Here is a 25,919-nt window from a genome sequence, read left to right as displayed (position 1 = left end):
TTCTTCAGGGTTCCATTAAATGCGGAGATAATTACTCCGAAACATGTAGGGTGTCATGTATTCGCTGCTTCTATGGAATGCAGCAGATGTAAGAGTCTGAAAATACATCTGCCGTGCTTTAAAATTGATTGTCTGTGCGGTTGTTTTTACTGCAGTTACTAGTGTGCTGCAAAAAGCTGGGTTTTTCAGGGCTGGTGAATCGATCACAATGGCATCTCTTCCGGGATCATTGAAATCAATCGGCTCCTGGCTTTGCTGCACTGTCGTAATTAAACCGGAGAAAATCAGGATAATGCTGATAAATATGTGAGCCAACTTGTTCATCCTCTAATTATCAATATATTTATTATTTTATAATACTTTTACATTTAATTATATATCTATTTACATTCGAAATTAAAAAATTCTGACCAGAGAAAGGTGAAGGTATTTGAATAGGAATTACGCAGTCATTACCGGCTGTTCCAGCGGGTTTGGAATATTAATGGCCATTGAGCTGGCAAAGAACGATTTTAATGTTCTTGCCACAATGAGAAACCTGGATAAAAGCAAAATATTAATGGAGAAAGCTGATAAAGAGGGAGTACTTGCTCAGATTTCCATTCATGAATTGGATGTCACTTCATCATCTTCTATAAAAAATTTTAAAAGCAAGCTGCTCCAATTGCCTTCGGTTGATGTTTTAATCAATAATGCAGGCTATGCAGGAGCAGGATTTGCAGAAGAAATACCGCTGGATGAGTATAGAGAACAGTTTGAAACAAATGTCTTTGGAACGATTGCCGTGACACAGGCAGTTCTGCCATTTATGAGGGAACAGGGATCAGGTACTATCATAAACATCAGCTCAATCAGCGGAAGAGTAGGTTTTCCGGGCTTATCGCCATACGCCGCCTCAAAATTTGCAGTAGAGGGCTGGAGTGAATCACTTAGGCTTGAAGTCAAACCGTTTGGAGTAAATGTGGTGTTGATTGAGCCAGGATCCTTCAGGACAGGCATTTGGACAACAGGCAAAAAGATAGCGGAACCCTCATTGAAGAACGACTCGCCTTATTACTCTTATATGACAAAAATACATAGGTACCTTGATCAAGGGGAGCCCTTTTACGAAGATCCAATTATCGTTGCGAAAAAAGCAGTGGATATTATCAGGGAAAAAGAACCTGCACTCAGATACCCTGTAGGAAAAGGAGTCCGAACAAGAATACGCCTGAAACACCTTCTGAGCTGGAAAGCATGGGAGAAAGTCATATTCAAGACACTTTATAAAGATTAATTAATAAACAAATATCCTGTAATGATTAATCCAACGATAAAAAAAACAAAAGTTCCAGCAAGAAATGGATTGAGATTAATGAAAAAATCTGCTCTTTCTTCTTCATTCAAATGAGTCATCATATTTAATTTTGAATCGGCAATTACATTATTAGTCCAGGCATCGCCCTGTGAAAAGGTAAATAAACTGAATGCAAATAGGAGAAAGCTGCTGTAGGCAAAGGTATCAAGAAGAGGAAAGTTGAGAAGTAATGACACAACCGCTGCTAAAATGGTTTCTAAAACAAAAAATAATAATGCCCAAACCCAAAACTTTCTTTGTTTATCCATAAGAGGACCTCCTTATTTCATTTCTTTTTTATACCGTATAATGGGCAAAAAGGTTTCAAAATTTTCCTTTTTTTCTTCTTTTTTCTTAAGTCCCCAATCTCTGATTAATTTTCTTGCATCTAGAGAAAATAAGAAAACTAATCTTTGATCGTCTGGGGGAGTTGGAATGAAAAAAGGAATGAAAAAGTATACTATCACACTGTTATCATTCATAGCCCTGCTGCTTGTCTGGAACCAGACGGAAGCTGAAGTATCCGGACCGCCAACCATCCATCTGCGCGTGATGGAAACCACTGATTTGCATGGAAATATGATTGGTTATGATTATGAAGACCGCAGAAAAACAGTGGAGTTTGGGCTTTCCAGGACGGCCAGCCTGATTAAACAGGCTAGAAAAGAGTCTCCTAACTCCCTTTTATTCGATAACGGGGACATTCTTGAAGGCAATGGACTCGATGAATATGCCTATAGAAGCCATCCGCTTGACATGGCTAATGTCCATCCTGTTTTTAAAGCTATGAATACGCTGCTTTTTGACGCTGCAACAGTGGGAAATCATGAATTTAATTACGGAATTGATTTTATGGAAGAAAGCCTCAGGGGAGCCAACTTTCCTTATGTGAATGCAAATATCTATGTGGAAGACGGCAATCAGCTTGAAGAAGATGACCTCAATTATTTTAATCCCTACACCATTATAGAGAAAGAAGTGACAGATACAGCTGGGGAAAAGCATCAGCTGAATGTCGGAGTCATCGGCTTTATTACTCCGATTGTTGCGGAGTGGAATAAAGAGTATTTTCGCGGGAACCTTAAAGTGAAAAATATAAAAGAAACAGCAGAGCACTTTATTCCTATAATGAAAAGCAAAGGGGCAGATATCATTGTGGCCCTTGCACATACCGGCCTCCAATCCGATAAAGGGCTGGAGGAGAAAAAGGGCAATTCAGTTCAGGCACTCAGCAAAGTTAAAGGAATAGATGCCATTTTATTCGGTCACAGCCATTCTGTTTTTCCTGTCAAAGATGAGCTGCAAAAGGTGCCTGGGATCGACTTGAAGACAGGAACCATTAATGGAACAGCTGCTGTACAGGCTGGATACTGGGGCAATCATCTCGGTTTAATCGATTTGAAAATAGCCTTTGAGGATAGAGAATGGAAAGTAAAAAGCAGTCTATCCTCCATCAGGCCTGTTTACCGGACTATCAAAAGTAAAAAGAAGGAAGTCATCCCGGGGGACCCGTTAATAGAGCAGATTATAAAAAAAGATCATCAAGATGCACTGGATTTTTTAAAACACAAAAAGTAAAAGGCGCCTAATGGGCGCCTTTTTCCTATAAAACCGAAAACTCTTCATTTTTTAAATCTGTAATAAACATATGTCCCGGTGCATGTGTAATCATAATTTCCGGCTTCACATGCATGGCAACTGCCTGAGGAGTGACGCCACAGGCCCAAAAAACAGGTACCTCTCCATCTTTAATCGTCACGGCATCGCCAAAATCGGGCTGATGTATATTATTTATGCCGATTGCTTCAGGGTTGCCAATATGGACAGGGGCACCATGGACAGAAGGGAAGCGGCTTGTCACCTGGACAGCCCGAATAGCTTCCTTCTCTGTCATCGGCCGCATACTCACAACCATTGGCCCTTCAAACCGGCCTGCCTTCACACACTCAATATTTGTTTTAAACATTGGAACATTCCGATTTTCCTCAATATGGCGGATAGGGATATTGTTTTTCAGCAATGCTTCTTCAAACGTAAAACTGCAGCCGATCAGAAATGCCACCATAGCATCATCCCAATAAGATGTGATGTCTGAAATCTCCTCAAAGAGAACACCGTTTTTATAAATCCTGTATTTGGGCAAATCTGTTCTAATATCAGCATTTGGGGCTGACAGCATCGGCACAGGAGACCCAGGTTCTGTCACATCGATGATTGGGCAGGATTTTGGATTTCTTTGGCTGAAAAGGAGAAACTCAAAAGCCAAATCCTTTGGCAGGATGGCAAGGTTTGCCTGAATGAAGCCGTTTGCCATTCCTGCTGTCGGTTTCTCCCATGCCTTGCTGCGGATCAATTTGCGTGCCTCATCAGGATTCAATTGAGAAGGGGAGTTCATATAAAAATCTCCTTTCATGCTTATTTAAACAGCTCAGGGATTCCATTGATTAACGAGTAAACCCCCATGTAAGACATGGCAATCACGATAATGACTCCGAAGATGGTCATCCAGAGCGGATGTTTATAATCGCCGACAATTTTGGTTTTATAAGCAGCAATCAGCATTACACCTAATGCGATTGGCAGGATAAGACCATTTAATGAACCAACTAAAACCAATATTTTGACTGGTTTACCAATCAATACGAAAACAAATGTAGAAACGGCAATAAAACCGACAATCACCCATTTATGATATTTCTCGATGGCAGGGCTCAATGTCCGAATAAATGAGACCGATGTATAGGCTGCACCGACTACAGATGTGATCGCGGCTGCCCACATAACGACTCCAAATATCTTATAGCCTATATTGCCCGCAGCCAGCTGGAATACAGAAGCTGGCGGGTTGGATGGGTCCAGTGCCAAGCCTTGCGAAACTACACCAAGTGCTGCGAGGAAAAGGAAGATACGCATTATGGAAGCAATCCCGATTGCACTCACAGAGCTCTTTGTGACTTCAGGAAGAGCTTCTTTTCCTTTGACACCTGCATCAATTAGGCGATGGCCGCCGGCAAAAGTGATATAGCCGCCGACCGTACCGCCGACAAGTGTAATAATAGCCAGGATATCAATTTTGTCTGGAACAAACGTTTTGACGACAGCTTCACCAACAGGAGGCTGTGCCGTAAACATAACATAAAGAGTAAGCCCAATCATGACAAATCCTAAAATCTGTGTGAAGCGGTCCATTAATTTTCCCGCTTCTTTTACAAGAAAAATGCCGATCGCCAAAATTCCGCTTAAAAGGGCACCGAATTCGGGAGAAATGCCGAATATAACATTAGTACCTAACCCGGCACCGGCAATATTTCCAATATTAAAGGCCAGTCCGCCCATGACAATCAGGGCAGCCAGGAAATATCCGAGGCCCGGCAGGACATCATTGGCAATATCCTGGGCCCGTTTTTCAGACACAGCAATAATTCGCCAGATATTCATCTGTGCACCAATATCGATAATAATAGAAATTAAAATGACAAACCCGAAGCTTGCAAGCAGTGTTTCTGTAAAAACGGTCGTCTGAGTCAGAAAGCCTGGTCCGATGGCAGATGTAGCCATAAGGAAGGCAGCGCCAAGTAAAAGACTGGCATTAGATTGCTTTTTCATTCATTTTCCCCCAATAAATTAATTTGTGGTTATTTTTTTATACTGTTCGCGCTGAAAAGCATGATTAGTGCCGTTTGCGCTGCCTAATCCGGCATGAACGATACTATTCCATCTAACTGCGATCCGCGCTTGATAAGTCACCAAGTGTTCATTATCTCCATCTATACCAATTTTATTTCAAAAACTCACTGATTTTTGCCACCTGGATACCCGCTTCATTCAGCGCCTTCGGGATATATTGGGCAAATTCCAGGGCGCTTTCACCATCGCCGTGGATGCAGATCGTATTGGCCTCAATGGAAACATCAGTACCCTGAACAGAATGAACTTTTCCTTCTTTGACCATGCGGATTACCTGATTAACAGCAGCGCTGTGATCTGTAATTAGTGCATTGCTCTCCCTTCTTGACGTAAGCGATCCGTCCTCCTGGTAGGTCCGGTCTGAAAATACTTCATTCGCAGAACGGAGGCCTATCTTCCTGCCGGCTTTAACTAATTCGCCCCCTGAGAGACCGAACAGAATCAGTTCTGGATCCACTTTGTAAACAGCTTCTGCGATTGCTTCCGATAACGGTGCGCTTTTGGAGGCCATGTTGAACAGTGCACCGTGCGGTTTAACATGCTGAAGCTTGCCGCCTTCTGATTTAACAAAAGCATATAAAGCGCCAATCTGGTAGACCACCAGGTCATAGGCTTCCTGAGGGGTGATATTTATATCTCTCCGGCCGAAACCATGCAGATCCTGGAGTCCCGGATGGACACCCAGGCCTACATTTTTATCAAGCGCCATCCTGACTGTTTTTCGCATGGTCGCCGGGTCACCGGCATGGAAGCCGCAGGCGATGTTGGCTGAGGTAATGTGGTCCAGGATTTCCTCATCGCGTCCCATCTTGTAGGAACCAAAGCTTTCTCCCATATCACAATTAATGTCAACTATATGCATGTTAATTTCCTCCTCTGGTTTTTAAAAATATGCCTTGTTTTAACTCCTTTAATTTCATTTCTCTCTTAATGAGTAATTGCTGCGCCTGTTCATTTGATATTTCTGCAAACCGTAAGGCGTCTCCGGGTTTAGCTTGTGCCAGAAGGGGAAGATCGACAGCCGCAACCTGTCCAATTTTCGGATATCCGCCGGTTGTCTGCCTGTCAGCAAGCAGGACAATCGGATTTCCATCAGGCGGAACCTGAATGGACCCAAAATTGACGGCCTCAGATATTTGTTCAGCATGCTCTGACAGGGCAAGGGAAGGGCCCTTCAATCTGTATCCCATCCTGTCAGATTGTGCTGTCACCTCAAATGCATGATTAAAAAGCTGAATCCTGCTTTCATGGGTAAATAAATCAAATTGACGGCCCCTGGTGATTCTGATTTCCGGATTCCCCACAGTTTCCGGAATGAGTTTTGAAGCAATGCCCCAGTCGTTTTCAACAAAAGCTTTATCAAGGAGCTGTTTTGATAAAAAGTCATTCATTTTCAACGACTGAAGGGAAGGTTTGCCGGTTTCCAGCACATCTCCAGCCTTTAATGCTCTGCCTTTAAAGCCGCCAATACCAGCGCGCAGGTAAGTGGATTTACTGTTCATTACTTCCGGAACGGCAAAACCGCCGTAAACAGCCAGATAGGCCCGGCACCCTTTTTGGCATCCTCCGAATTTAAGTTCACTGCCTTTTTTCACAAAAACTGACCGCCATGTCCGAATAGGCTGGCCATTGATCGAAGGGGAAAGGTCACCGCCGCAGATTGAAATTAATGTGTCTTCTTCAAATGTCAGGATTGGGCCCATCATCGTTATTTCCAATGCAGGATCATTTTCCTCATTTCCGGACAGCAGATTGGCCATCCGATGTGAAAAAGGATCCATGGCCCCGCTGGCTATGACGCCAAACTTCTGATAGCCGGTTCTCCCGAGATCCTGAATGCTTGAAAGGAGTCCAGGCTTTAACACTTTAATCATTGATCCTTCTCCTCCCAATGATGGTATTCTTCCAGACTGATTGGCCTGAATTTAATTTTATCCCCAGCTTTTAACAAAGTAGGGGATTCATCCATTGGACGAAACAGCTTAACAGGAGTACGCCCGATCAGCTGCCAGCCTCCTGGCGTCTCGATGGGGTAAATCCCGGTCTGCATCCCGGCAATCCCAACTGTACGCTCGGGAATTTTTAACCGGGGTGTATCCCGTCTTGGTGCGGCAATTTGTTCTGACATACCGCCGATAAAAGGGAAGCCTGGCGCAAAGCCGATCATATAGACCAGATAGCTGCCTGAAGAGTGAATGTCTATTACTTCATCAGGGGTAAGGCCATTATGTTCGGCAACATAATCAAGATCAGGGCCAAATTCTCCTCCGTAGCAAACCGGAATTTCCACTATTCTTGCTTCCTTTGCCTTATTTTCCCCCAGCTCTTCCATAAGCGGTTTTAGGTGAGAACATATGAAGTCAAATGGAAGTTCTCCATCTGAAAGCTGATAGATCTCAAATGGATTATAAAAAACAGTGACGGTTGTGTAAGCGGGTATGTATTCAATCATCCAATCTGGAGGATGTTTTTCGAGAAAGGCTGTCAGTGTCTGCACTTTTTGATGTGCATCCTCACTGATTTCGTTCCCAAGTTCAATAAGAACGGCATTATCTCCTAAAGGATGTACAGTGTATTCCATCATTTCACCTGCTTTCGCAATAAATGTAAGGAGCTGAAGGTTGTAAAATATTATTCAATAATAATAAATAGCCTTTTTCACCGAGACGAAATACACATATTATTCTTTCCTAAAAAAAGGGAAATCTATGTTTATTCACGTTAAGAGGAAAAAATTTATTAGTAAACTTATATATTTATGCAATGTCTTCAGCTAAAGAATATAATATCATATAATAGATTGAAAATTCTATTTGTGCAAATTATTCTGCCGGAAGGCGAACCAGAATCTTCATAGTTTATTTTGTCCTCTAATATGGGAATAAAGTAGGGACATTATGAATTAGGGAGAGATTATTGTGGGTGCAGATAGAGAAATGAACTTATCAGAAAGATTTGAGGCAGCCTTTAACCGAATTCACAAGGCCTTGAAACAATCTGCTAAACAAGCCAGAACAGACAGGTTTTATAAGCTGATTGAAATACAGAAAAACCATTCGCTGATTCGATTATATGAGGATGATTTACATCAGTTTGCCAAACTGAGAAATGCTATAGTCCATGAAAAAATTGATCTGGATTATTATATAGCAGAACCGCACCTGGAAACGGTGGAAAAAATTGAACTGATTGCCGGCCATTTTGAAAAGCCCAAAACCGCGATTTCGATTGCTGCCACACCGGTATTTTATTTTTATGAAGATGGCAAGCTTTCAGATGTACTGGCCATTATCAATAAATTCTCGCATTCCCAGTTTCCCATTTATTCGCGGGAAGAGGAATATTCCTGGCTGTTAACATCAGCGGATATTGTAAAATGGATGGCAGAGCATTTTACTGAAGAAACGATCCAGCTGAAAAAGGTGAAAATCAAAGAGCTTTTCAACAAGAAATCGAAGCATCAAATAGCCTTTGCCGGAACGAATACCTCTATTTTCGATTTGGAGGATATGTTTGAGGAGAGCAGAAATAAAAATGAAAAACTTGAAGGGATCATTGTAACCGAGAATGGAAAGCCGACTGAAAAACCCAAAGGCATCATTACAGCCTGGGACCTGCTGGAGGCAGATTCAGAAAATTAGATAAAGTGAAACTTCAATCAGTGGGGATTTTCCTTATCCCCCACTGATTGTTAGTCGCGTTCTAGTGTCGCTAAGATCTCCGCTAGCGCTTCGATCAATCGACACTGCGAACCCGATTGGTTCAACTAAGCCTCTGCCTGCGCCTCGGCAAGTTTCACTGTATCTCACCAATCGGGCCTTTACATTATAAAGCGAGGCGACTTGCCCAGGGGTGACAAGCATAAGACGAGCAGCTGGAGGGAAGTGCCTTTCTTCCCACCAGCTGATTGGCTTATGACCTCGAGCCCCTAGGAGCCGCAGCTAGATTGGGCAGTTTGACCCCCACTTATCCTCCTTTGATTCCTTTGAATCTTGATGTGAGGGTCTTACTGCCCGTTAGACTGCGATAATCTGTTGCATGATTTAGAATTATAAAACTTTTTATTTGAGTATAAGTAATACCTTCTAAAACTCCGGTAAAGATGATAATATAAACTGATAGTTCAATAGAAAATCCGTGTATACGGTAGAGGTTCTAGCTACCCTCTTTAAAAAACTAAGGAAAACAGGTCTGCTTTCTTAGTGGTCCTGTTTTTCTATGTTAAAGGAGAATTTTTATATGAAAAATGATAAAGCGCTCGTTGTATTCAGCGGCGGCCAGGATAGTACTACCTGCTTATTCTGGGCAAAGGAACGTTTTGCCGAGGTGGAAGCAGTCACTTTTAATTATAATCAGCGGCACAAGCTTGAAATTGAATGTGCCCAGCAAATAGCAAAAGATCTGGGAATCAGGCATCATATCCTTGATATGTCCCTATTGAATCAGCTTGCGCCAAACGCACTGACACGTGATGATATCGAAGTAAAGGATGGAGAGGAAGGCGGGCTTCCATCTACATTTGTACCAGGGAGAAACCTGTTATTCCTGTCATTTGCCGGTGTGCTTGCGAGTCAAATTAATGCAAGGCATATTATTACAGGTGTGTGTGAGACAGATTTCAGCGGCTACCCTGATTGCCGGGATATGTTTATAAAATCACTGAATGTCACACTGAATCTGTCGATGGATGGGCAGTTTGTGATCCATACACCTTTAATGTGGCTCAATAAAGCTGAGACATGGAAACTGGCAGATGACTTGGATGCCCTTGAGTATGTGCGTAATAATACGCTGACATGCTACAACGGCATTCCGGCAGATGGCTGCGGTGAGTGTCCGGCCTGCAATTTAAGACAAAAGGGCCTTGAAGAATACCTCAATGAAAAGGGGGCGCTTTAAGACATGTACGGATTTAGGATTGTTGATAAACTCCAAAAAATCAATGAAGACATTAAGCCGGATCAGCTGAAATACCACCATAAGCGTGTAATGGTCAGCAAGGAATTCACTTTTGATTCAGCCCATCATCTGCATTGCTATGAAGGCAAATGCAAAAACCTGCACGGCCACACCTACAAGGTGATTTTTGGCATAAGCGGATTTGTGGATGACAGAGGGTTAATGATTGATTTCGGTGACATAAAAGAAATCTGGAAAAATGAGATTGAGATATTTCTTGACCACAAGTATCTGAATGAAACTCTGCCCCCGATGAATACGACTGCTGAGAATATGGTTGTCTGGATTTATGAAAAAATGCAAGAAAGCCTGCAAAACAGAATAGAGCAATATGACGGTGCAAGAGTTGAATTTGTGCGCCTTTTTGAAACTCCAACAAGCTATGCTGAGGCAAGAAGGGAGTGGATGGAGGTTGAGTAAGATTCCTGTATTGGAAATCTTCGGGCCGACCATTCAGGGGGAAGGAATGGTGATTGGCCAGAAAACGATGTTCGTCCGTACAGCAGGATGTGATTATTCCTGCAGCTGGTGTGATTCCTCTTTTACCTGGGATGGAAGTGCGAAGGACAGCATCCGCCAAATGGAACCGGATGAGATCTGGAAGGAGCTCAAAGAACTCGGCGGAGACGGATTTTCTTTCGTAACCATTTCGGGCGGCAATCCGGCTCTTCTGAAAAATTTGGGTGAATTTATTTCTCTGCTAAAAGCTGAACGAATTAAGCTCTGTCTGGAAACACAGGGAAGCCGCTGGCAGGATTGGTTTTATGAAATTGATGAACTCACCCTGTCCCCAAAGCCGCCGAGTTCAGGCATGAATACTGACTTTGAAGTGCTCGATCTGATCGTGAATAAACTGCAGGCCGGCAGAAGGGAAGATCAGCAGTTCTCTCTGAAGATCGTTGTTTTTGATGATGCGGATTATGAATATGCGAAAGACGTTCATAAGCGTTATCCCGGGGTTCCGTTTTATCTGCAGGTTGGGAATGATGATACGGTAACAGCAGATGACCGGAATTTACTCCAGAGACTCCTTGATAAATATGACTGGCTTATTGAAAAAACGATTCATGACAATGAGCTGACAGATGTGAAAGTACTTCCGCAGCTGCATACCTATGTATGGGGCAATAAGCGGGGAGTATAGCGACCGAAATCCCGCATACAAGATGCGGGGTTATTTTTGTATAGTAATTGCAATATATGACAGATTTCGGGCAATCTATGATATTATACGTTTGAACTTAACAAGGCATACGTGCTGTAAAATTCGATAGATAGGGAGAGTTAGATGACAGATAACACCATTATCCGTTTTAATTCGGTGACAAAAAGATATGATAATGATCCGCCAGTTTTAAAAAATGTCAGCTTTGAAATTGAACGCGGGAAGTTCTATACCCTGTTAGGTCCATCGGGCTGCGGGAAAACGACGATCTTGCGGCTGATTGCCGGCTTTACTGAACCTACTGAAGGGGATATCTATTTTAATGGAAAAGTCATTAATCATGTTCCCGCCAACAAAAGGCAAGTAAACACGGTTTTTCAGGACTATGCCCTGTTTCCGCATCTGAATGTATATGAAAACATAGCATTCGGCTTAAAAATCAAAAAAATGAAGAAAGCGGAGATTGAGAAAAAAGTAAAAGAAGCGCTGAAGTTTGTAAACCTTGAAGGCTATGAAAACCGGGAAATTAAAGAAATGTCAGGAGGGCAGCGCCAGCGTGTTGCCATCGCAAGGGCTATTGTCAATGAGCCTGAGGTAATTCTCCTGGATGAGCCCCTATCCGCACTTGACCTGAAGCTGCGGACCGAAATGCAGTATGAACTTAGGGAGCTGCAGAGGAATCTTGGCATCACGTTTATTTTTGTCACACATGACCAGGAGGAAGCACTTGCCATGTCAGATGAAATCTTCGTGCTTAACAGCGGAAGCATTGAGCAGAGCGGTACTCCTACTGATATTTATGACGAGCCGATCAATCGCTTTGTAGCAGATTTTATTGGTGAATCCAATATTGTTGCCGGAACAATGATCAAGGATTATCAGGTCCAGTTTGCCGGAAGGTTATTTGAGTGTGTTGACGGAGGCTTTGAGCCCAATGAAGAGATTGAGATCGTAATTCGGCCTGAAGATCTCGCTATTACAGCCCCGGATGATGGGAAGCTGAAGGTTAAAGTTGACTCCCAGCTATTCAGGGGAGTGCATTATGAGATCAGCTGCTATGACAGCGATGGCAATGAGTGGCTCGTCCATTCAACCAAAAAGGCGACCGTCGGGGACCAAATTGGCCTACATTTTGATCCTGAAGCGATCCACGTCATGAGGCATGGGGAAACCGAAGAGGAATTTGATAAGCGTCTGGAAGCTTATGAAGAGGGAAGCCATGAGAACTAATTCCCGCAATTTTTATTTAATTCCTTATGTACTTTGGATTGCCCTCTTTGTTGTGACGCCTTTGCTTCTTGTCCTGTATTATTCGTTCTTTGATATTGAAGGGGCATTCACATTGGAGAATTATCGCAAATTCTTTACGCCTGTTTATTTAAAAATGACGCTAAGCTCCTTTTGGTATGCCTTTTTAATAACCTTATTTTCATTGCTGATCGCTTATCCGACTGCATATTTGCTTACGAAAACAAAGCATAAGCAGCTGTGGCTCTTATTGATCATCCTGCCATCCTGGATTAATCTGCTTTTGAAAGCCTATGCTTTCCTTGGCATCTTCGGAACCTATGGCGCTGCGAATAGCTTTCTGGAAGCGATGGGAATCGGCGGAAGACAAATCCTGTTTACGGATTTCAGCTTTATCTTTGTGTCGGTCTATATATTTCTTCCTTTTATGATATTGCCGATATTTAATTCTTTAGATGAATTGAATCCAACGCTTTTGGATGCTTCCAATGATTTGGGCGGTTCTTCCTGGGTAACATTCAAGCGTGTTATCTTTCCTTTGACACTGGATGGCGTGAAAGCAGGATGCCAGATTGTCTTTATCCCTGCTTTATCATTATTCATGCTGACAAGACTGATTGCAGGAAACCGTGTCATTACTCTTGGAACCGCCATTGAGCAGCACTTTCTTGTAACACAGGATTGGGGAATGGGCTCTACCATTGCCGTCTTCCTGATTATTGCCATGGTACTTATTATGGTGCTGACAGGCAGAAGAAAGCGGGGGATCCTATAAATGAAAAAGAACAGAAAATGGCCGGCAGTTTACTTGGCTCTTATCTTTATCATCCTGTACGCCCCGATCTTTTACTTAATATTTTATTCCTTCAACAGCGGAGGAACCATGTATCAGTTCGAAGGATTTACTTTGGATTGGTATCGGGAGCTGTTTGCGGATACCCGATTGCTCATTATTGTCCTGAACACTGTGATTATTGCTCTTTTATCTGCATCGATATCCACCATCATTGGAGTGGCCGGGGCACTTGCAATTGCTTATGCACGAAAACGCAGAGTAAAAAACACGCTGCTGTCACTGAATAATGTGCTGATTGTCAGTCCGGATGTCATTATTGGCGCGTCGTTTTTAATTCTTTTTACGATGATCGGACTTAAGCTTGGATTTGTATCTGTTTTACTGGCACACATCGCTTTCAGTGTTCCGATTGTCGTTCTGATGGTTTTGCCTAAGATTGAAGAGATGAGCACATCGATGATTTATGCTGCCATGGATCTTGGGGCCAGCAGGTTGGATGTTCTGACTAAGGTCATTCTCCCTTATATCACTCCTGGAATTTTCGCAGGCTTTTTTATGGCACTGACCTATTCTCTGGATGATTTTGCCGTCACTTTCTTTGTTACAGGCAATGGCTTTACCACTTTGTCTGTTGAGATTTATTCCCTGGCAAGAAGAGGAGTTTCACTAAATATCAATGCTTTATCCGCTTTGCTTTTCCTATTTACCATCATTCTGGTTACAGGCTATTACTTTATTACAAAGCGCAATGAGAAGCCGAATGGAATGGGGGTAAGGCAATGAAGAAGCTTATTCAGGCGCTCGCCGCCGTATTAATCGTTTCATTCGCCTTGTTGTACATCGTTTCCGGGCTGAATTCCTCCCAGGGCTACACAAGCGGCAATACATTGACCATTTTTAACTGGGGCGATTATATTGATGCAGACCTGGTCGATAAGTTCGAACAGGAAACAGGCATTAAAGTCATCTATGAAACATTCGATTCCAATGAAGCGATGATGACGAAAATTGAACAGGGCGGCACAGCTTATGATATTGCAGTTCCATCAGAATATGCGATAGAAAAAATGAAGGAAGAAGACCTGCTGCTGCCGGTTGATCATTCTAAAATTCCAAACCTGAAATATATTGATCCGCGTTTTATGGACCTGCCTTTTGATCCTGAAAATGAGTATTCAATTCCCTATTTCTGGGGCACTGTCGGTATTCTTTATAATACCGATATTTTGGGTGATAAAGAAATCACGAGCTGGAATGATCTGTGGGAACCTGAATTAAAAAACCAGATCCTCCTGATTGATGGGGCAAGGGAAGTAATGGGCATGGGGCTCAACAGTCTTCATTATTCTCTGAATGACAAAGATAAAGACCATTTGATCGAAGCTAAAGAAAAACTCGATCGCCTTACACCTAACATTAAAGCGATTGTGGGTGATGAAATCAGAATGCTGATGGAAAATGATGAAGCCGGCATTGGCGTGGTTTGGTCCGGCACGGCACAGGAGCTTATGTGGGAGAAGGATAATCTTGAATATGTAGTTCCGGAAGAAGGCTCCAATCTCTGGTTTGATAATATGGTCATCCCTAAGACTGCTAAAAACCCGGAAGCGGCCCACCAGTTCATGAATTTCATTCTTGACCCAGAAAATGCGGCGCAAAATACAGAATACGTCGGGTATTCAACGCCAAATAAAGAGGCGCTGAAATATATGGACGAAGAAACAATCTCTGACGAACGTTTTTATCCGGATGAAGAAATGACAGCTCGGCTGGAGGTTTATGAGAACCTGGGAAGAAGGATGCTCGCTTATTATAATGAGCTTTTCCTTGAGTTTAAAATGCATAAGAAATAGGGTACTGCCAGGATTTAAAATCCTGGCAGTTTTTGTATTGGAACGGATTTAGGGAATCAGGGAATGCTAGCGCAAAGGAGGATGGAAAAATGAAGAGATTCTTCAGCATATTTGTATTGATTTTTTCATTCGGAAGTATAGGTACTCCCATAAGTGCTGCCTCTCAAAAACCTGAATTGGCCATCGTCATTGACGATCTTGGGAACAATATGAAGGGAACAAAAGAAATGATGGAACTGCCGGTAACCTTGACGGCTGCCATCATGCCTTTTATGCCAACGACAAAAGAAGATGCAGAACTGGCAAATAAAAATGGGCATGAAGTAATTGTTCATATGCCGATGGAGCCGTAAAGAGGAAAAAGGAGCTGGCTTGGGCCGGGGGCCATCACAACAGATTTAACAGATGAAGAAATCCGCAGCAGAGTAGAGAGCGCCATTAAAGAAGTGCCCCATGCGGTCGGCATGAATCATCATATGGGTTCAAGAGCCACTGAAAATGAACGGGTCATGAGAGTTGTCCTTGAAGTATGTAAAGAGCACGGATTATTTTATCTTGACAGCAAAACAACCGGAAAAAGCGTCGTCGGCAAGCTGGCAAATGAAATTGGTGTTCCTTATGTCGAAAACAATATTTTCTTCGATGATATTTACACGACAGCACATATCACAAAACAGGCTGACAGACTTGCTGAAAAACTCGTCAAAAACGAACGCATCATCGCAATCGGCCATGTCGGCATCACAGGTACAAAGATGGTTAGTGTGCTAAAAGAGTATATCCCTGTATATAAAGAGAAGGCCCAAATTGTTCCGCTGTCTGAACTGATTCCAGGCTACGAACTTATTGATGATGGGCCATAAATAATTAAAGCTGCAAGCCCTGAGCGGTCTGCAGCTTTAATGGTGTGTGTGAAAGTGGTCTAGTAGTGGTATAGGTGCCTGTCACCTATACAGGTGGCCGCCCACATTCCGGTCTGGTTAGTCCCGCAACGATAGCGTTAGAAGAGGTGGGCGGCCGTGAATATAGTATATGCAAAGACGGTGAAAGGATGCAGATACTGCTGATGAAAAATACGGGTATTTGAAAAACTTCCAGGATTAAAATAACTATCCATTGCAAAACATAACAATGTCAGTATTTCAGCAATTAAGGCATTATCTTGACTATAAAGGGGTATGTAAGGAATAAATCAAAAGCGAAGGGGGTGACCTGTATGCTTTGGACATTAGCAGGTATTCTGCTTGTATTATGGATTCTTGGATTAATATTTAAAGTAGCTGGAGGCATTATTCATATTCTGCTGGTAATCGCAGCAATCATCATTGTGGTTAACATTATTAGAGGCAGAGCATCCGGCAGGGGATAGCAGGAAAAGCCTTCTAAATTAGGAGGCTTTTCAAATACACTTAACATAATATTATTATAATAGACAAAGTTTAAAAAGAAAAACCAGCCCCAAGGCAGGGACCGGTTCCGATATCATGCTATAACCATTTCTGCCTTCAATTCTCCAGCAATCTCCTGGACTTCACTGCCTTCCAATGTTTCTTTCTCCAGAAGGGCTTCTACCAGTTTCTCAAATTGAGGCTGATGATTGGCGATAATCAATTCGCATCTTTCTAGTGCTTTTTGGAATAGATCCTGCATTTTAGCTTCTTTTTGTCCTTTGTTGAAAGTAAGCTCGAAGCCGTTATCAAGTAACCCTGTATCAACCATTTGCTCTATGATATGCTTCGCTTGTTTAACATCACCGCTTACCCCAATACTGTGCTCGCCAAGAATCATTCGTTCTGATACACCGCCAGCGAGAATCATCGCGACCTGGTCCAGCAATTCACTTGTTGTCGATAAATGAAGTTCTTTTTGGATAGGAGCTACATACCCAAGCGCTTCGCCACGCGGAATAATGGTTGCTTTCCGGACGGATCCAGGTTTTGTTAAAGCAGCCACTAATGCATGGCCAGCTTCATGGATTGCAACCCGCTGCTTCGTTCCAACATCCTGTAAAGCACGTGTGGTGGTTCCCAGAATAGTACGGTCCAGAGCGTAATCCAAATCTTCTTTTGAGATAATTTCCTGGCCGTTTCGGACTGCTCTGCGGCTTGCCGTTTCGAATAGGGAATGAAGATCTGCACCTGAAAAACCGGAAGTGCTTTCTGCCAGATCTCCAAGAGTTGTCATTACATCTTCAGCCAGTAATCTATTTCGTGTATGAATGTTAATGATCTCTCTCCGTCCCTTTGTATCTGGAAGAGGAACGTTGAAGGAGAAGTCAATCCGTCCAGGACGCAGGAATGCTTCGTCGAGCATATCCTTCCGGTTTGTGGCGGCAATAAATAATATTCCATCATTGGAATGTCCGCCGTCCAGCTGGACCAGCAGTTCAGTTAACGTTTTTTCACTTTCTTCTCCGCCATGCTGTTTTCTTCGTCCAGCAAGTGCATCTACTTCGTCAATAAAGACGACAGCAGGAGAATGCTTTCTGGCATTCTGGAAAAGGTTTCTGACACGGGATGCACCAACACCTACGAATAATTCATTAAACCCGGAACCGCTTGTTGAAAAGAAAGTTGCTCCAAGCTCCTTGGCAATTGCCTGAGCCAGCAAGGTTTTTCCCGTTCCGGGAGGCCCATATAAAAGAATCCCCTTCGGTGGCCTGATCCCCATTTTTAAAGAGCGCTCAGGTTCTTTTAATATGGAAAGAGTCTGCATAATTTCCTCTTTCATTTCTTCCTGAATTCCGCCAACATCTTCAAGCGAAATAGAAGGAAGGGCTTTTGGCTTCGAGACACTTTGCTTCATAGTATTTGTAGCGCCCATGCCGCCTTTTCCTGACTTAAACAGGTAAATTCCGATTGCTATGAACAAAAGGACTGCACCGCCAAGAATCCATGGGGTATAAGGTCCTGTGGTTGCGAACGAATATTGTATATTATAGGTTTCTACTAAATTATCAACCATCTCGCTGTTGGGAGGAACATGGGAGATGTACTCACCATCAGGAGCTGTGATCAGCAGCTTTCCATTTTTATATTCCTGTACTGCAACAGTCTTTCCATCCTGGGAAGCTATAATTTTTTCCACAGAAGAGAACGGAACAGTCACATCCTTTTTTCCTGCTTGTACGGTCCAAATAACCGCCGCCAAAATCACCGTGACTACCAATGCAATAGAAATAATCGTCGAAGGCTTCTTAAGACGTGATTTCAACTATTTCCCTCCTCATTGAACATATCTACATTATAAGAAATTAAAATTGTTAAATACAGGGTTTTATACTTTTTAAACGTTGTAAATTATGGAAAAATAATTTTTTTTTTACAAAGTGTGCTACAACAGCGTTCAGATGCCAGTAATATGTGAAAAAAATGTGACATCTGTTAAGAAAATAAATTTTTAGAAACTTAATAATTCACAAAACCATAAAAATGGAAACTGAAAGTGAAATAGTTAATAATAGAAACTGTGAAAAAAATTAGGCAGGTGTAAAGATGGCTCAGCAGGATTTTACAAAAGGAAACATACTCAAACAGCTGCTGGTGTTCTCAACTCCCATTATGCTCACTAATTTCCTGCAGGTTTCCTATCAATTTGTAGATAGTCTGTGGGTCGGGAATTTGCTGGGGGCTGATGCATTGGGAGCTGTCGCAGTTTCAGGCACTGTAATCTTTACAGTACTTTCTTTTATCATCGGCATAAACAATGCTGCGTTAACGATTTTATCCCAGCAGAAGGGGGGAGATCACGAAGAGGGGCTGAAAAGATATCTAAATGCTTTTACCGTCATTCAGACAATTTTGTCAGTTGTTCTAGGAACAGCCGGATTCCTGCTTGCTGAAAGGATTTTGGCCTTAATGGGCACACCTGCGGGAATGGCCGAAGGAGCAGCATCCTACCTGCAGATTAACTTTATTGGAATTCTGTTTTTATTTGGCTACAATTTTATAGGAACTATACTCAGAGCGCTTGGAGACAGCAAAAATCCTCTGTACTTTGTCCTGATAGCAGTCGTATTAAATGCAATACTCGATCCTCTTTTTATTTCTGTATTCAAGCTTGGTATTGAGGGGGCCGCATATGCAACAATCGTATCACAGGGCTTTGCATTTATAATCGGAATGATATTCATACTCCGCAAAAAGCTGGCACCATTCACTATTCCTTCTTGGCCGCATAAGGAGGAGGCAGCATTGATATTCAAGCTTGGCATCCCTTCAGGGCTCCAAATGACTGTCATATCGGCTGGTGTTATGGCCATTATGTCTGTCGTCACCTCCTTTGGCAGTGACGTGGTAGCGGGATTTGGTGCCGCACAGCGCATTGACAGCATCATTATGCTTCCTGCGATGGCATTGGGAACTGCAGTCAACAGTATGGCGGGTCAAAATATAGGGGGAAATCAATGGGAACGGGTGCATCAGATTGCGTTGTACGGAGTCATTTACAATCTTGGAATCATGTTTCTCATCGCCCTTGGGACGGTCTTATTTGCAGAACACGGGGTGCGCCTGTTTATCCAGGATAAAGAATCAGTTCACTACGGCACTGAATATTTAAAGATCATTGCCTTTTTTTATCCGCTTCTGGGCATTAATTTTGTATTGAATGGTGTGGTTAGAGCTTCTGGAGCGATGTTTCAAGTGCTGATACTGAATATCATTTCATTCTGGATCCTGCGCTATCCTTTAACATTTCTATTTTCTAAGTTTATGGGTGATAAAGGCATAGCTGCAGGTATGGGTGTCAGCTTTGCAATAAGCAGTTTCATCGCCTATATGTATTACCGCATCGGAAAGTGGGATAAACAGGTTATCATAAGCGAGGGAAAATAAATCCTTTTCACCATCATGAATTTCATATATACTAAAAGCGGATAATTTAATAACGTGCCACAAGGGGAGCATACCGCTGAGAGTGAACAGTCCGCTGTTCTGACCCTTTGAACCTGTTAGTTAATGCTAGCGCAGGAATGTGGAATGATAGGCAGGTATAGTTTTCTGCCTGCTTGTTCTCCCTTGGGGTATCGTCATACGATTGAAGGGGGATTTTTTTTTATGAAAAAATTAAGCCTGACGGCGATGATAGAGGCTTCATTTTTTGCTGCCTTTGCTATCATTCTTGATTTTCTGCCATCCATCAAGCTGTCGCCATCCATTTCCATATCTGCCGCGATGATTCCGATTTTCATTCTGGCTTTCAGGTGGGGCTTTAAGGTCAGCTTTATTGCAGGCCTCTTATGGGGGATTTTGCAGATTGCCATGGGGGATGCCTGGATTGCCACTCCGATACAGGCATTTATTGAGTATTTTGTGGCATTTGCCTGTATCGGGTTTGCCGGCTTGTTTTACGGCGTCATCCAAAATCAGCTGCGGGCAGGTAACAAGAAGAAGGCATTGTCATGGGTTGTCTTAGCCGTATTTGCCGGAAGCCTTGCCCGGTATTTCTGGCATTTCATAGCAGGTGTGCTTTTCTTCGGAAGCTATGCACCAGAAGGGATGTCTCCGGTTCTGTTTTCCTTCCTGGCAAACGGCGCAACCATGCTCGGAGCGGCAATTCTCTGCTCAATCCTGGCCGTATTAATTATTTCATCGGCACCGAGATTAATCATAAAAAAATCGGATGAAAGACTTCAAACTCAAAAGAATGCTTCCTAATAATGTCCGCCTCTCTGAAATATTTCAGAGAGGTTTTTTATATATCGGATTTGATTGATAAGAAGCTGTTTTCAGGAAGAATTATGGGAACGTCTGGTTTGGGCGTTCCCGTTCCAATACCGTTAAAAATGAACTATTTATTATAATCTCACCAATGTACTTGAAGTTTATTGCCATTGAGGTCATAAAAGTGGAAAAAGGCATGACCATTATCTTCTTTTATATCCTCGACCTTAACTTGATTATCAATTAAGTGCTGATGAAATTTAGATAATTCTGGACTTGTAAACCCAATGCTAAATTCTTGTTCATTATCAATTGTAAAATGAGCAAAAGTTTCATCTTCGGTAGGAACTAAGATCAGTAAGAAAGGCCCTTCATTTACTTTTAAAATTGCAAGTTTTCCAGTATTGTTTAGTAACTGGAGTCCTAATACATCTCTATACCATTGGGCAGACAGTTCTAATTCTTTTACAGGAATTCTAATATAATGTACTTGTTCAATAAATGATTTACTCATAGAATTCTCTCCTTTATTTAATTCGGTATATCATATATTTCCTTTTTATACAGCTTTTTCCTTCCCTATTTTTGATTCTTAAACAGAATAATAATCTTTCTAAACAAAGCCAATATATTAGGAAATTACTTCTGAAAAATGGGTATATTACTTAAAAAAGGGGAGTGAAGACTTTGTCCAATACATTGCAGGGAAATATTATTACAGGTGTTTTTGATGCGGAAGCCAGTGCCTTTGAAATCCAGAAAGTAAAAAGTTTCAGTACCCAGTCAGTGCTCAACAAAAATCAATGTGAAACTTTGTATAACTATCTATCCCTTCATGAAGAAGATGAGGGAGGGCAAATCATTACACTCTACGATCAAATGCCGCTCATGCTGACCCGGCAGGAAATATGCAGTCTGAAGAAAGATTTGGAGAACATTAAAAAGCTATATCAGTAGAAAATCGCTTTGCAGCTTGCAGAGCTTTTTTTTATGAAATAAATTTGACAAATTTGTGACAAAAAGTTTGACAAATTTGTGAACATAGTTAGAATATTAAATAAAAGGAGATGGGGAAATGACACTTCAACAGCAGCGCGTCCTGCATTTTTTCAGGAATAGTACAGCAGCAGGTATTATATTAGGTTTCATTGTTTTTATATCAGGTTTTTTTGTAAGCGGCATCACAGGCGAGTATGTATTATCCATCGGTTTAAGCATTATGGTTTCTTCCATGCTGCTTTTCGGATTCGGATTTTTTATCAATGTAATGGAAGAAATGACAAAGGGAAGCAAGGGAATCAGACAATACAAATAAAACCGGCCTCCAATGGGGAGACCGGTTTTTTTATACTTAATGTGAAGCATGTCCAGAGGTTAATACCCAAATAGAACCAACTACAATAACAATTACCATAAATACGGCATAAATCATATTTATGAGGTTCGTCTTACCGTCTTCACCTTCTCTTAAGTGCATGAACATGAACAGCTGCATGCCTGCCTGAACCACAGCCAGTGAGCCGATGATCCACATGATCACTTTAAAAGAAAGGTTGGTTTTTAAAGCAATTCCTGCTGCTGCAAAAGTCAGCACAAGGGAAACAACAAATCCAATGACATGGCTTATCGGGAAGCTTTTTGATTGATGATGTTCCATTTAAGCCACCAGTCCTTTCAGATACACAAATGTGAAGATAAAGATCCAGACTACATCAAGGAAGTGCCAGTAAAGGCCGATAATAAACGTCTTTCTTGCTGTAGTAGGGGTAAGGCCTCTTTTTAGAAGCTGAATGATGACCATAGTTGCCCAGCCGATTCCCAAAGTTACGTGAGCTCCGTGTGTCCCAAGTAGTACAAATAAGCTGGAAAGGAATGCACTTGTTTGCATCGTTGCACCTTCATGGACATAATGGATGAATTCATTAATCTCCATGAAGAGGAAGCCTGCGCCTAGAGCGAGGGTAATCACCAGCCAGGTAATTAGCCCTTTAAGGTTATGCCGGCGCATTTCAAAAATGGCAATGCCCATTGTAAAGCTGCTTGTCAGAAGGAGGACTGTCTGAATCATGACATCCTTGATGACAAAGATATCTTTATGTGTGGGTCCTCCTGCAAAGCGTTCATATAAAACTCCATATACTCCGAACAGAGTGGCAAACAGGACGATTTCAGCGCCAAGGAAAACCCAGAAGCCGAGAATATTCATGCGGTCCTGCTCAGTTTGATATTCAAGCGGCAGAGACGTATCCACTTTAGCTGACATGATTGTGCACCTCTCCTTCTGTTTTTCTCCACGCGTTTTCAATTCGGTGAATTTCTTCTTTTGAAACATGGAATCCTTCGTTGTAATCGAATGAACGGATAATCAATCCGGCAAATATGCCAATACCGGCAACAGCCGCAGCGATGTGCCACTCAAACACAAGGAGGAAACCTGCGATGCCAAAAATAACACCCATATAAATCGGTACCCATGAGTTGCTTGGCATATGAATTTCTTCAATTTCACTGTCATGCAAAGTTAATCCTTCATTCTTTTTCTTCATGTGCCAGAATGGATCAAGAGATTTCACTTCAGGCAGCTTCGCAAAGTTATAGAACTGAACAGGTGATGCAGTAGACCATTCCAGTGTTCTTGCATCCCATGGATCGCTTGAGATGTTTCTGTCCGCATAGCGGATGCTCCAGTAAATGTTATAGCAGAAGACAGCGAATCCGGCTGCGAGAACAATTGAACCAATGGCCGAAAGCATGAATAAAGGTGCAAAGCCTGATTCGGCAGAGTATGTGTATGCACGTCTTACAGCTCCGTTTAATCCAAGGAAGAACATAGGCATGAATGTTACGTTAAAGCCGATAACGAATAGCCAGAAATGCCATTTTCCGAGTTTTTCATTCAGCATGAAGCCGAACATTTTTGGCCACCAGTAGTACAGGCCTGCAAATACCGCAAATACAACACCCGGAATTAATACATAGTGGAAATGGGCAACCAGGAATAAGGTATTGTGATACTGATAATCCGCTGCACCCATTGCCAGCATGACGCCTGTAACCCCGCCGATGACAAAGCAAGGAACGAATGCAAGTGCCCAAAGCATCGCAGACGTAATTTTTATGCGGCCTTTCCTCATCGTAAACAGCCAGTTGAACATCTTAACTCCAGTCGGTATGGCAATCGCCATCGTCGTGATGGAGAAGAATGAGTTAACTGCAGGTCCTGAACCCATTGTATAGAAATGGTGAACCCATACAACCATACTTAGAAGTGCAATTCCAAGGATGGAAAATACCATCGATTTATATCCAAACAATGATTTTCTTGAAAAAGTTGCAATGACTTCCGAGAATATCCCGAAAGCAGGAAGGGCAACAATATATACCTCAGGGTGGCCCCATAGCCAGAAAAGGTTAGCCCAAAGCATATCCATGCCTCCGCCGGATACGGTAAAGAAGTGCGTTCCATATAGACGGTCAAACGTCATCAATGCCAATGCGACTGTGAAAATTGGGAAAGCCGCCACAATCAAAATGGATGTTACGAAAGTAGTCCACGTAAACATCGGCATTTTCATCAGTGTCATGCCTTTTGTTCTCATTTTCAAAATCGTGACGATAAAGTTTATACCTGTCATTAATGTACCGATACCGGCAATCTGAAGGGCAACTGCATAATAGTTATTACCGATTCCCGGACTGAATTCCTTGCCTGCAAGAGGGAAGTAGGAAGTCCATCCTGCATCAGGTGACCCTCCGATAACGAAGGAAATATTGAACAGCATAGCTCCGCTGAAGAACAGCCAGAAGCTTAGAGCATTCAGCTGAGGGAAGGCAACGTCACGCGCACCGATCTGCAGCGGAATGACAACGTTCATTAAACCAATCAAAAACGGCATCGCCATGAAAAGAATCATAATCACACCGTGTGTTGTGAAAATTTCATTGTAATGCTGGGAATTCAGGAATTCCATTTCAGGACGTGATGTCTGAGCTTTCATCAGCAACCCGTCCATCCCGCCGCGGAAAAACATCAATACGGCGGAGATGATATACATAATACCGATTTTTTTATGGTCAACTGTAGTCAGCCATTCTGTCCACAGGTATTTCCATTTTTTCAGATAGGTAATCCCTGCCACTGCACCAATCATTGTCAGCAAAATGGCAATCTGGGAACCTAGTATAAGGGGATCTCCCGTAATAAAAAACTCATCCCATTTAATGCCCATGATGGTCACCTCCATGGTTTTCTTCACTGTCATCATGGCCCTTATCTTCGCCATGACCTTCAATTACATTCGGTTTCTCATTTTTATAATTATCGTCTTCTTCGAATGTCTTACCCTGATATCCATGACCTCTGTAGAGTTCAGGATTTGTATATGCCTTAGAGTCAGGATCGGCATGATTCACCCATTCCAAATGAGTATTTGAATAGGTCAGCCTTCCTAGATGAGTAGGCTTCAGCAGCCCTACATATTCTTTCTCTGTCAATTTAGGCGCTGTATCCTTAACATCTTCAACCCATTGGTCAAAATCTTTCTGGGTTTGAGCGAGCACTTCAAATTTCATATCCGCATAGCCGCGGCCGTTAAAGTTCGTATTTTGACCTTCATATGATCCAGGGTTGTCTGCAAGAAGATATAATTCTGTTTCCATTTTCGGCATGGTGTACTTTTGTCCGCCAAGTGCAGGCACCCAGAAAGATTGCATGGTGCTTGCAGAAGTCATTTTGAAAAGTACAGGCCTATCCTCAGGAATATTGACATAGTTCACCGTCTCAATTCCTTCTTCTGGATAACTGAAAATCCATTTCCAGTCTGCAGATGTTACATGTATCGTAATTGGCTCTTTTTCTTCGTAGCCTCTTGGTGCTTCTTCAAGAGCATAAAGTGTTTTTACGGTCGGGATTGTTAACGCAATGACAATTAAGATAGGAATCCCGGTCCAGATAATTTCAAGGAGTGTGCTTCCATGTTCCTCAGGCGGTTCATAATCCTTATTTTCTGGTTTCTCACGATATTTCCAGACGATGTAGCCGAATAATCCAAATACGACTACTACAACAAGAAGCATCCAGATCAGGGACCAGTTAATTAATTCGGTAATGCTTCTTGCAACAGGCCCCTGCGGTTCAAACACAACCATATTGCAGCCGCTGAGAATAAGCATCGGCAATATAGCTGTTAAAGAGAGCAGCATTTTCTTCATC

28 protein-coding genes, 1 pseudogene and 2 riboswitches are annotated in these 25,919 nt (G+C 42.4%); of the genes and pseudogenes, 16 read left to right on the top strand and 13 right to left on the bottom strand.

Annotated elements, in window-relative coordinates; all coding sequences use genetic code 11:
- Positions 1-15 precede the first annotated feature (15 nt).
- Positions 16-315 (bottom strand): hypothetical protein, encoded by a 300-nt coding sequence (locus NAF01_RS12000; RefSeq protein WP_250802350.1) that lies wholly within the window; start codon positions 313-315, stop codon positions 16-18.
- A 115-nt stretch (positions 316-430) separates the two neighbouring features.
- On the opposite strand from NAF01_RS12000, the gene NAF01_RS11995 reads away from it, so the two are divergent.
- Complete coding sequence (locus NAF01_RS11995) at positions 431-1,276, top strand: SDR family oxidoreductase (RefSeq protein WP_250802349.1); 846 nt, start codon at positions 431-433, stop codon at positions 1,274-1,276.
- On the opposite strand, the gene NAF01_RS11990 is transcribed toward NAF01_RS11995, so the two are convergent.
- Positions 1,273-1,605, bottom strand: a complete 333-nt coding sequence (locus tag NAF01_RS11990) for a hypothetical protein (protein WP_250802348.1) — start codon at positions 1,603-1,605, stop codon at positions 1,273-1,275. The two genes, NAF01_RS11995 and NAF01_RS11990, sit on opposite strands and share 4 nt — an antisense overlap.
- A 166-nt stretch (positions 1,606-1,771) precedes the next feature.
- Here NAF01_RS11990 and NAF01_RS11985 point away from each other — a divergent pair, with 166 nt between their 5' ends.
- Entirely contained in the window at positions 1,772-2,914 is a 1,143-nt protein-coding gene (locus NAF01_RS11985; RefSeq protein ID WP_250802347.1) for a metallophosphoesterase, read from the top strand.
- 25 nt (positions 2,915-2,939) lie between these two features.
- On the opposite strand, the gene NAF01_RS11980 is transcribed toward NAF01_RS11985, so the two are convergent.
- The 5 genes from NAF01_RS11980 to pxpB form a co-directional block, all read right to left on the bottom strand.
- On the bottom strand, positions 2,940-3,731 hold the full coding sequence (locus NAF01_RS11980; RefSeq protein WP_048011392.1) for a putative hydro-lyase: 792 nt from the start codon (positions 3,729-3,731) through the stop codon (positions 2,940-2,942).
- A gap of 20 nt (positions 3,732-3,751) precedes the next feature.
- Complete coding sequence (locus NAF01_RS11975; RefSeq protein ID WP_163143941.1) at positions 3,752-4,942, bottom strand: NRAMP family divalent metal transporter; 1,191 nt, start codon at positions 4,940-4,942, stop codon at positions 3,752-3,754.
- A 172-nt stretch (positions 4,943-5,114) separates the two neighbouring features.
- Positions 5,115-5,885: a LamB/YcsF family protein gene (locus tag NAF01_RS11970; protein ID WP_048011390.1), complete on the bottom strand. Its 771-nt coding sequence runs from the start codon at positions 5,883-5,885 to the stop codon at positions 5,115-5,117.
- A gap of 1 nt (position 5,886) precedes the next feature.
- The gene (locus tag NAF01_RS11965) at positions 5,887-6,897 is read right to left on the bottom strand and encodes a 5-oxoprolinase subunit C family protein (RefSeq protein WP_261391627.1); all 1,011 of its coding nucleotides are present in this window, start codon (positions 6,895-6,897) and stop codon (positions 5,887-5,889) included.
- The gene (pxpB, locus tag NAF01_RS11960; protein ID WP_222500389.1) at positions 6,894-7,604 is read right to left on the bottom strand and encodes a 5-oxoprolinase subunit PxpB; all 711 of its coding nucleotides are present in this window, start codon (positions 7,602-7,604) and stop codon (positions 6,894-6,896) included. The genes NAF01_RS11965 and pxpB overlap by 4 nt, the downstream gene beginning before the upstream one ends.
- Before the next feature lie 337 nt (positions 7,605-7,941).
- Here pxpB and NAF01_RS11955 point away from each other — a divergent pair, with 337 nt between their 5' ends.
- The 10 genes and pseudogenes from NAF01_RS11955 (at position 7,942) to NAF01_RS11910 (ending at position 16,413) form a co-directional block, all read left to right on the top strand.
- Entirely contained in the window at positions 7,942-8,664 is a 723-nt protein-coding gene (locus tag NAF01_RS11955) for a CBS domain-containing protein (RefSeq protein ID WP_227887164.1), read from the top strand.
- Positions 8,665-9,166: 502 nt separating this feature from the next.
- Positions 9,167-9,209: riboswitch (PreQ1 riboswitch) on the top strand.
- 53 nt (positions 9,210-9,262) lie between these two features.
- Positions 9,263-9,922 (top strand): 7-cyano-7-deazaguanine synthase QueC, encoded by a 660-nt coding sequence (queC, locus tag NAF01_RS11950; protein ID WP_048011935.1) that lies wholly within the window; start codon positions 9,263-9,265, stop codon positions 9,920-9,922.
- A gap of 3 nt (positions 9,923-9,925) precedes the next feature.
- Positions 9,926-10,402, top strand: coding sequence for a 6-carboxytetrahydropterin synthase QueD (queD, locus tag NAF01_RS11945; RefSeq protein WP_163145070.1), 477 nt, complete (start codon positions 9,926-9,928; stop codon positions 10,400-10,402).
- Positions 10,395-11,126: a 7-carboxy-7-deazaguanine synthase QueE gene (queE, locus tag NAF01_RS11940; protein ID WP_048011937.1), complete on the top strand. Its 732-nt coding sequence runs from the start codon at positions 10,395-10,397 to the stop codon at positions 11,124-11,126. Before queD ends, queE begins: the two co-directional genes overlap by 8 nt.
- 144 nt (positions 11,127-11,270) lie before the next feature.
- On the top strand, positions 11,271-12,377 hold the full coding sequence (locus NAF01_RS11935; protein ID WP_048011938.1) for an ABC transporter ATP-binding protein: 1,107 nt from the start codon (positions 11,271-11,273) through the stop codon (positions 12,375-12,377).
- Complete coding sequence (locus NAF01_RS11930) at positions 12,367-13,170, top strand: ABC transporter permease (RefSeq protein WP_048011939.1); 804 nt, start codon at positions 12,367-12,369, stop codon at positions 13,168-13,170. The genes NAF01_RS11935 and NAF01_RS11930 overlap by 11 nt, the downstream gene beginning before the upstream one ends.
- Entirely contained in the window at positions 13,171-13,974 is an 804-nt protein-coding gene (locus tag NAF01_RS11925; protein ID WP_048011940.1) for an ABC transporter permease, read from the top strand.
- Entirely contained in the window at positions 13,971-15,044 is a 1,074-nt protein-coding gene (locus tag NAF01_RS11920) for an ABC transporter substrate-binding protein (protein WP_222500375.1), read from the top strand. Before NAF01_RS11925 ends, NAF01_RS11920 begins: the two co-directional genes overlap by 4 nt.
- An 89-nt stretch (positions 15,045-15,133) precedes the next feature.
- Positions 15,134-15,907: pseudogene (locus NAF01_RS11915) on the top strand (divergent polysaccharide deacetylase family protein).
- Between the two features lie 353 nt (positions 15,908-16,260).
- Positions 16,261-16,413 carry a lmo0937 family membrane protein gene (locus NAF01_RS11910; RefSeq protein WP_222500377.1) on the top strand — a complete coding sequence of 51 codons (153 nt, stop codon included), beginning with the start codon at positions 16,261-16,263 and terminating at the stop codon, positions 16,411-16,413.
- 113 nt (positions 16,414-16,526) lie between these two features.
- On the opposite strand, the gene NAF01_RS11905 is transcribed toward NAF01_RS11910, so the two are convergent.
- Positions 16,527-18,257 (bottom strand): AAA family ATPase, encoded by a 1,731-nt coding sequence (locus NAF01_RS11905; RefSeq protein ID WP_048011943.1) that lies wholly within the window; start codon positions 18,255-18,257, stop codon positions 16,527-16,529.
- Between the two features lie 281 nt (positions 18,258-18,538).
- Between NAF01_RS11905 and NAF01_RS11900 the strand changes: the two genes are divergently transcribed.
- Positions 18,539-19,879 carry an MATE family efflux transporter gene (locus NAF01_RS11900; protein ID WP_222500381.1) on the top strand — a complete coding sequence of 447 codons (1,341 nt, stop codon included), beginning with the start codon at positions 18,539-18,541 and terminating at the stop codon, positions 19,877-19,879.
- A 52-nt stretch (positions 19,880-19,931) separates the two neighbouring features.
- A riboswitch (TPP riboswitch) is annotated at positions 19,932-20,034 on the top strand.
- A 67-nt stretch (positions 20,035-20,101) separates the two neighbouring features.
- Positions 20,102-20,701, top strand: coding sequence for an energy-coupled thiamine transporter ThiT (gene thiT / locus NAF01_RS11895; RefSeq protein ID WP_048011945.1), 600 nt, complete (start codon positions 20,102-20,104; stop codon positions 20,699-20,701).
- A 148-nt stretch (positions 20,702-20,849) separates the two neighbouring features.
- Here thiT and NAF01_RS11890 read toward each other — a convergent pair whose 3' ends face one another.
- Positions 20,850-21,221, bottom strand: a complete 372-nt coding sequence (locus tag NAF01_RS11890) for a VOC family protein (RefSeq protein ID WP_163145072.1) — start codon at positions 21,219-21,221, stop codon at positions 20,850-20,852.
- 173 nt (positions 21,222-21,394) lie between these two features.
- Between NAF01_RS11890 and NAF01_RS11885 the strand changes: the two genes are divergently transcribed.
- Both NAF01_RS11885 and NAF01_RS11880 read left to right on the top strand, forming a co-directional pair.
- Positions 21,395-21,664 carry a hypothetical protein gene (locus NAF01_RS11885; protein ID WP_048011947.1) on the top strand — a complete coding sequence of 90 codons (270 nt, stop codon included), beginning with the start codon at positions 21,395-21,397 and terminating at the stop codon, positions 21,662-21,664.
- A 118-nt stretch (positions 21,665-21,782) separates the two neighbouring features.
- Positions 21,783-22,022, top strand: a complete 240-nt coding sequence (locus NAF01_RS11880) for a hypothetical protein (RefSeq protein ID WP_048011948.1) — start codon at positions 21,783-21,785, stop codon at positions 22,020-22,022.
- A gap of 36 nt (positions 22,023-22,058) precedes the next feature.
- On the opposite strand, the gene qoxD is transcribed toward NAF01_RS11880, so the two are convergent.
- The 4 genes from qoxD to qoxA are packed head-to-tail and all read right to left on the bottom strand — an operon-like array spanning position 22,059 to position 25,918.
- A complete protein-coding gene (gene qoxD / locus NAF01_RS11875) occupies positions 22,059-22,364 on the bottom strand; it encodes a cytochrome aa3 quinol oxidase subunit IV (protein ID WP_048011949.1) in 306 nt (101 codons plus the stop codon).
- On the bottom strand, positions 22,365-22,970 hold the full coding sequence (qoxC, locus tag NAF01_RS11870) for a cytochrome aa3 quinol oxidase subunit III (protein ID WP_222500830.1): 606 nt from the start codon (positions 22,968-22,970) through the stop codon (positions 22,365-22,367). It lies immediately after the preceding gene.
- Positions 22,960-24,936 carry a cytochrome aa3 quinol oxidase subunit I gene (gene qoxB, locus NAF01_RS11865; RefSeq protein ID WP_250802346.1) on the bottom strand — a complete coding sequence of 659 codons (1,977 nt, stop codon included), beginning with the start codon at positions 24,934-24,936 and terminating at the stop codon, positions 22,960-22,962. Before qoxB ends, qoxC begins: the two co-directional genes overlap by 11 nt.
- The gene (gene qoxA / locus NAF01_RS11860) at positions 24,926-25,918 is read right to left on the bottom strand and encodes a cytochrome aa3 quinol oxidase subunit II (protein ID WP_222500828.1); all 993 of its coding nucleotides are present in this window, start codon (positions 25,916-25,918) and stop codon (positions 24,926-24,928) included. The genes qoxB and qoxA overlap by 11 nt, the downstream gene beginning before the upstream one ends.
- Position 25,919 lies beyond the last annotated feature (1 nt).

Origin of the sequence: Cytobacillus firmus (assembly GCF_023657595.1) — a bacterium.
GTDB classification, from domain to species: Bacteria; Bacillota; Bacilli; order Bacillales; family Cytobacillaceae; genus Cytobacillus; species Cytobacillus firmus_B.
The sequence above is the reverse complement of the archived record's forward strand: the minus strand, read 5'-3'. Positions and strand labels throughout refer to the sequence as shown.

Bases quoted from the DNA above. Each gene is read 5' to 3' on its own strand.
- queC (WP_048011935.1), top strand. From the start codon at position 9,263: ATGAAAAATGATAAAGCGCTCGTTGTATTCAGCGGCGGCCAGGATAGT.
- NAF01_RS11930 (WP_048011939.1), top strand. From the start codon at position 12,367: ATGAGAACTAATTCCCGCAATTTTTATTTAATTCCTTATGTACTTTGG.
- pxpB (WP_222500389.1), bottom strand. From the start codon at position 7,604: ATGGAATACACTGTACATCCTTTAGGAGATAATGCCGTTCTTATTGAA.
- thiT (WP_048011945.1), top strand. From the start codon at position 20,102: ATGAAAAAATTAAGCCTGACGGCGATGATAGAGGCTTCATTTTTTGCT.
- qoxD (WP_048011949.1), bottom strand. From the start codon at position 22,364: ATGGAACATCATCAATCAAAAAGCTTCCCGATAAGCCATGTCATTGGA.
- NAF01_RS11970 (WP_048011390.1), bottom strand. From the start codon at position 5,885: ATGCATATAGTTGACATTAATTGTGATATGGGAGAAAGCTTTGGTTCC.
- qoxC (WP_222500830.1), bottom strand. From the start codon at position 22,970: ATGTCAGCTAAAGTGGATACGTCTCTGCCGCTTGAATATCAAACTGAG.
- qoxB (WP_250802346.1), bottom strand. From the start codon at position 24,936: ATGGGCATTAAATGGGATGAGTTTTTTATTACGGGAGATCCCCTTATA.
- NAF01_RS11890 (WP_163145072.1), bottom strand. From the start codon at position 21,221: ATGAGTAAATCATTTATTGAACAAGTACATTATATTAGAATTCCTGTA.
- NAF01_RS11965 (WP_261391627.1), bottom strand. From the start codon at position 6,897: ATGATTAAAGTGTTAAAGCCTGGACTCCTTTCAAGCATTCAGGATCTC.
- NAF01_RS11990 (WP_250802348.1), bottom strand. From the start codon at position 1,605: ATGGATAAACAAAGAAAGTTTTGGGTTTGGGCATTATTATTTTTTGTT.
- NAF01_RS11980 (WP_048011392.1), bottom strand. From the start codon at position 3,731: ATGAACTCCCCTTCTCAATTGAATCCTGATGAGGCACGCAAATTGATC.
- NAF01_RS11935 (WP_048011938.1), top strand. From the start codon at position 11,271: ATGACAGATAACACCATTATCCGTTTTAATTCGGTGACAAAAAGATAT.
- NAF01_RS11920 (WP_222500375.1), top strand. From the start codon at position 13,971: ATGAAGAAGCTTATTCAGGCGCTCGCCGCCGTATTAATCGTTTCATTC.
- queD (WP_163145070.1), top strand. From the start codon at position 9,926: ATGTACGGATTTAGGATTGTTGATAAACTCCAAAAAATCAATGAAGAC.
- NAF01_RS11880 (WP_048011948.1), top strand. From the start codon at position 21,783: ATGACACTTCAACAGCAGCGCGTCCTGCATTTTTTCAGGAATAGTACA.
- NAF01_RS11910 (WP_222500377.1), top strand. From the start codon at position 16,261: ATGCTTTGGACATTAGCAGGTATTCTGCTTGTATTATGGATTCTTGGA.
- NAF01_RS11925 (WP_048011940.1), top strand. From the start codon at position 13,171: ATGAAAAAGAACAGAAAATGGCCGGCAGTTTACTTGGCTCTTATCTTT.
- qoxA (WP_222500828.1), bottom strand. From the start codon at position 25,918: ATGAAGAAAATGCTGCTCTCTTTAACAGCTATATTGCCGATGCTTATT.
- NAF01_RS11900 (WP_222500381.1), top strand. From the start codon at position 18,539: ATGGCTCAGCAGGATTTTACAAAAGGAAACATACTCAAACAGCTGCTG.
- NAF01_RS11985 (WP_250802347.1), top strand. From the start codon at position 1,772: ATGAAAAAAGGAATGAAAAAGTATACTATCACACTGTTATCATTCATA.
- NAF01_RS11975 (WP_163143941.1), bottom strand. From the start codon at position 4,942: ATGAAAAAGCAATCTAATGCCAGTCTTTTACTTGGCGCTGCCTTCCTT.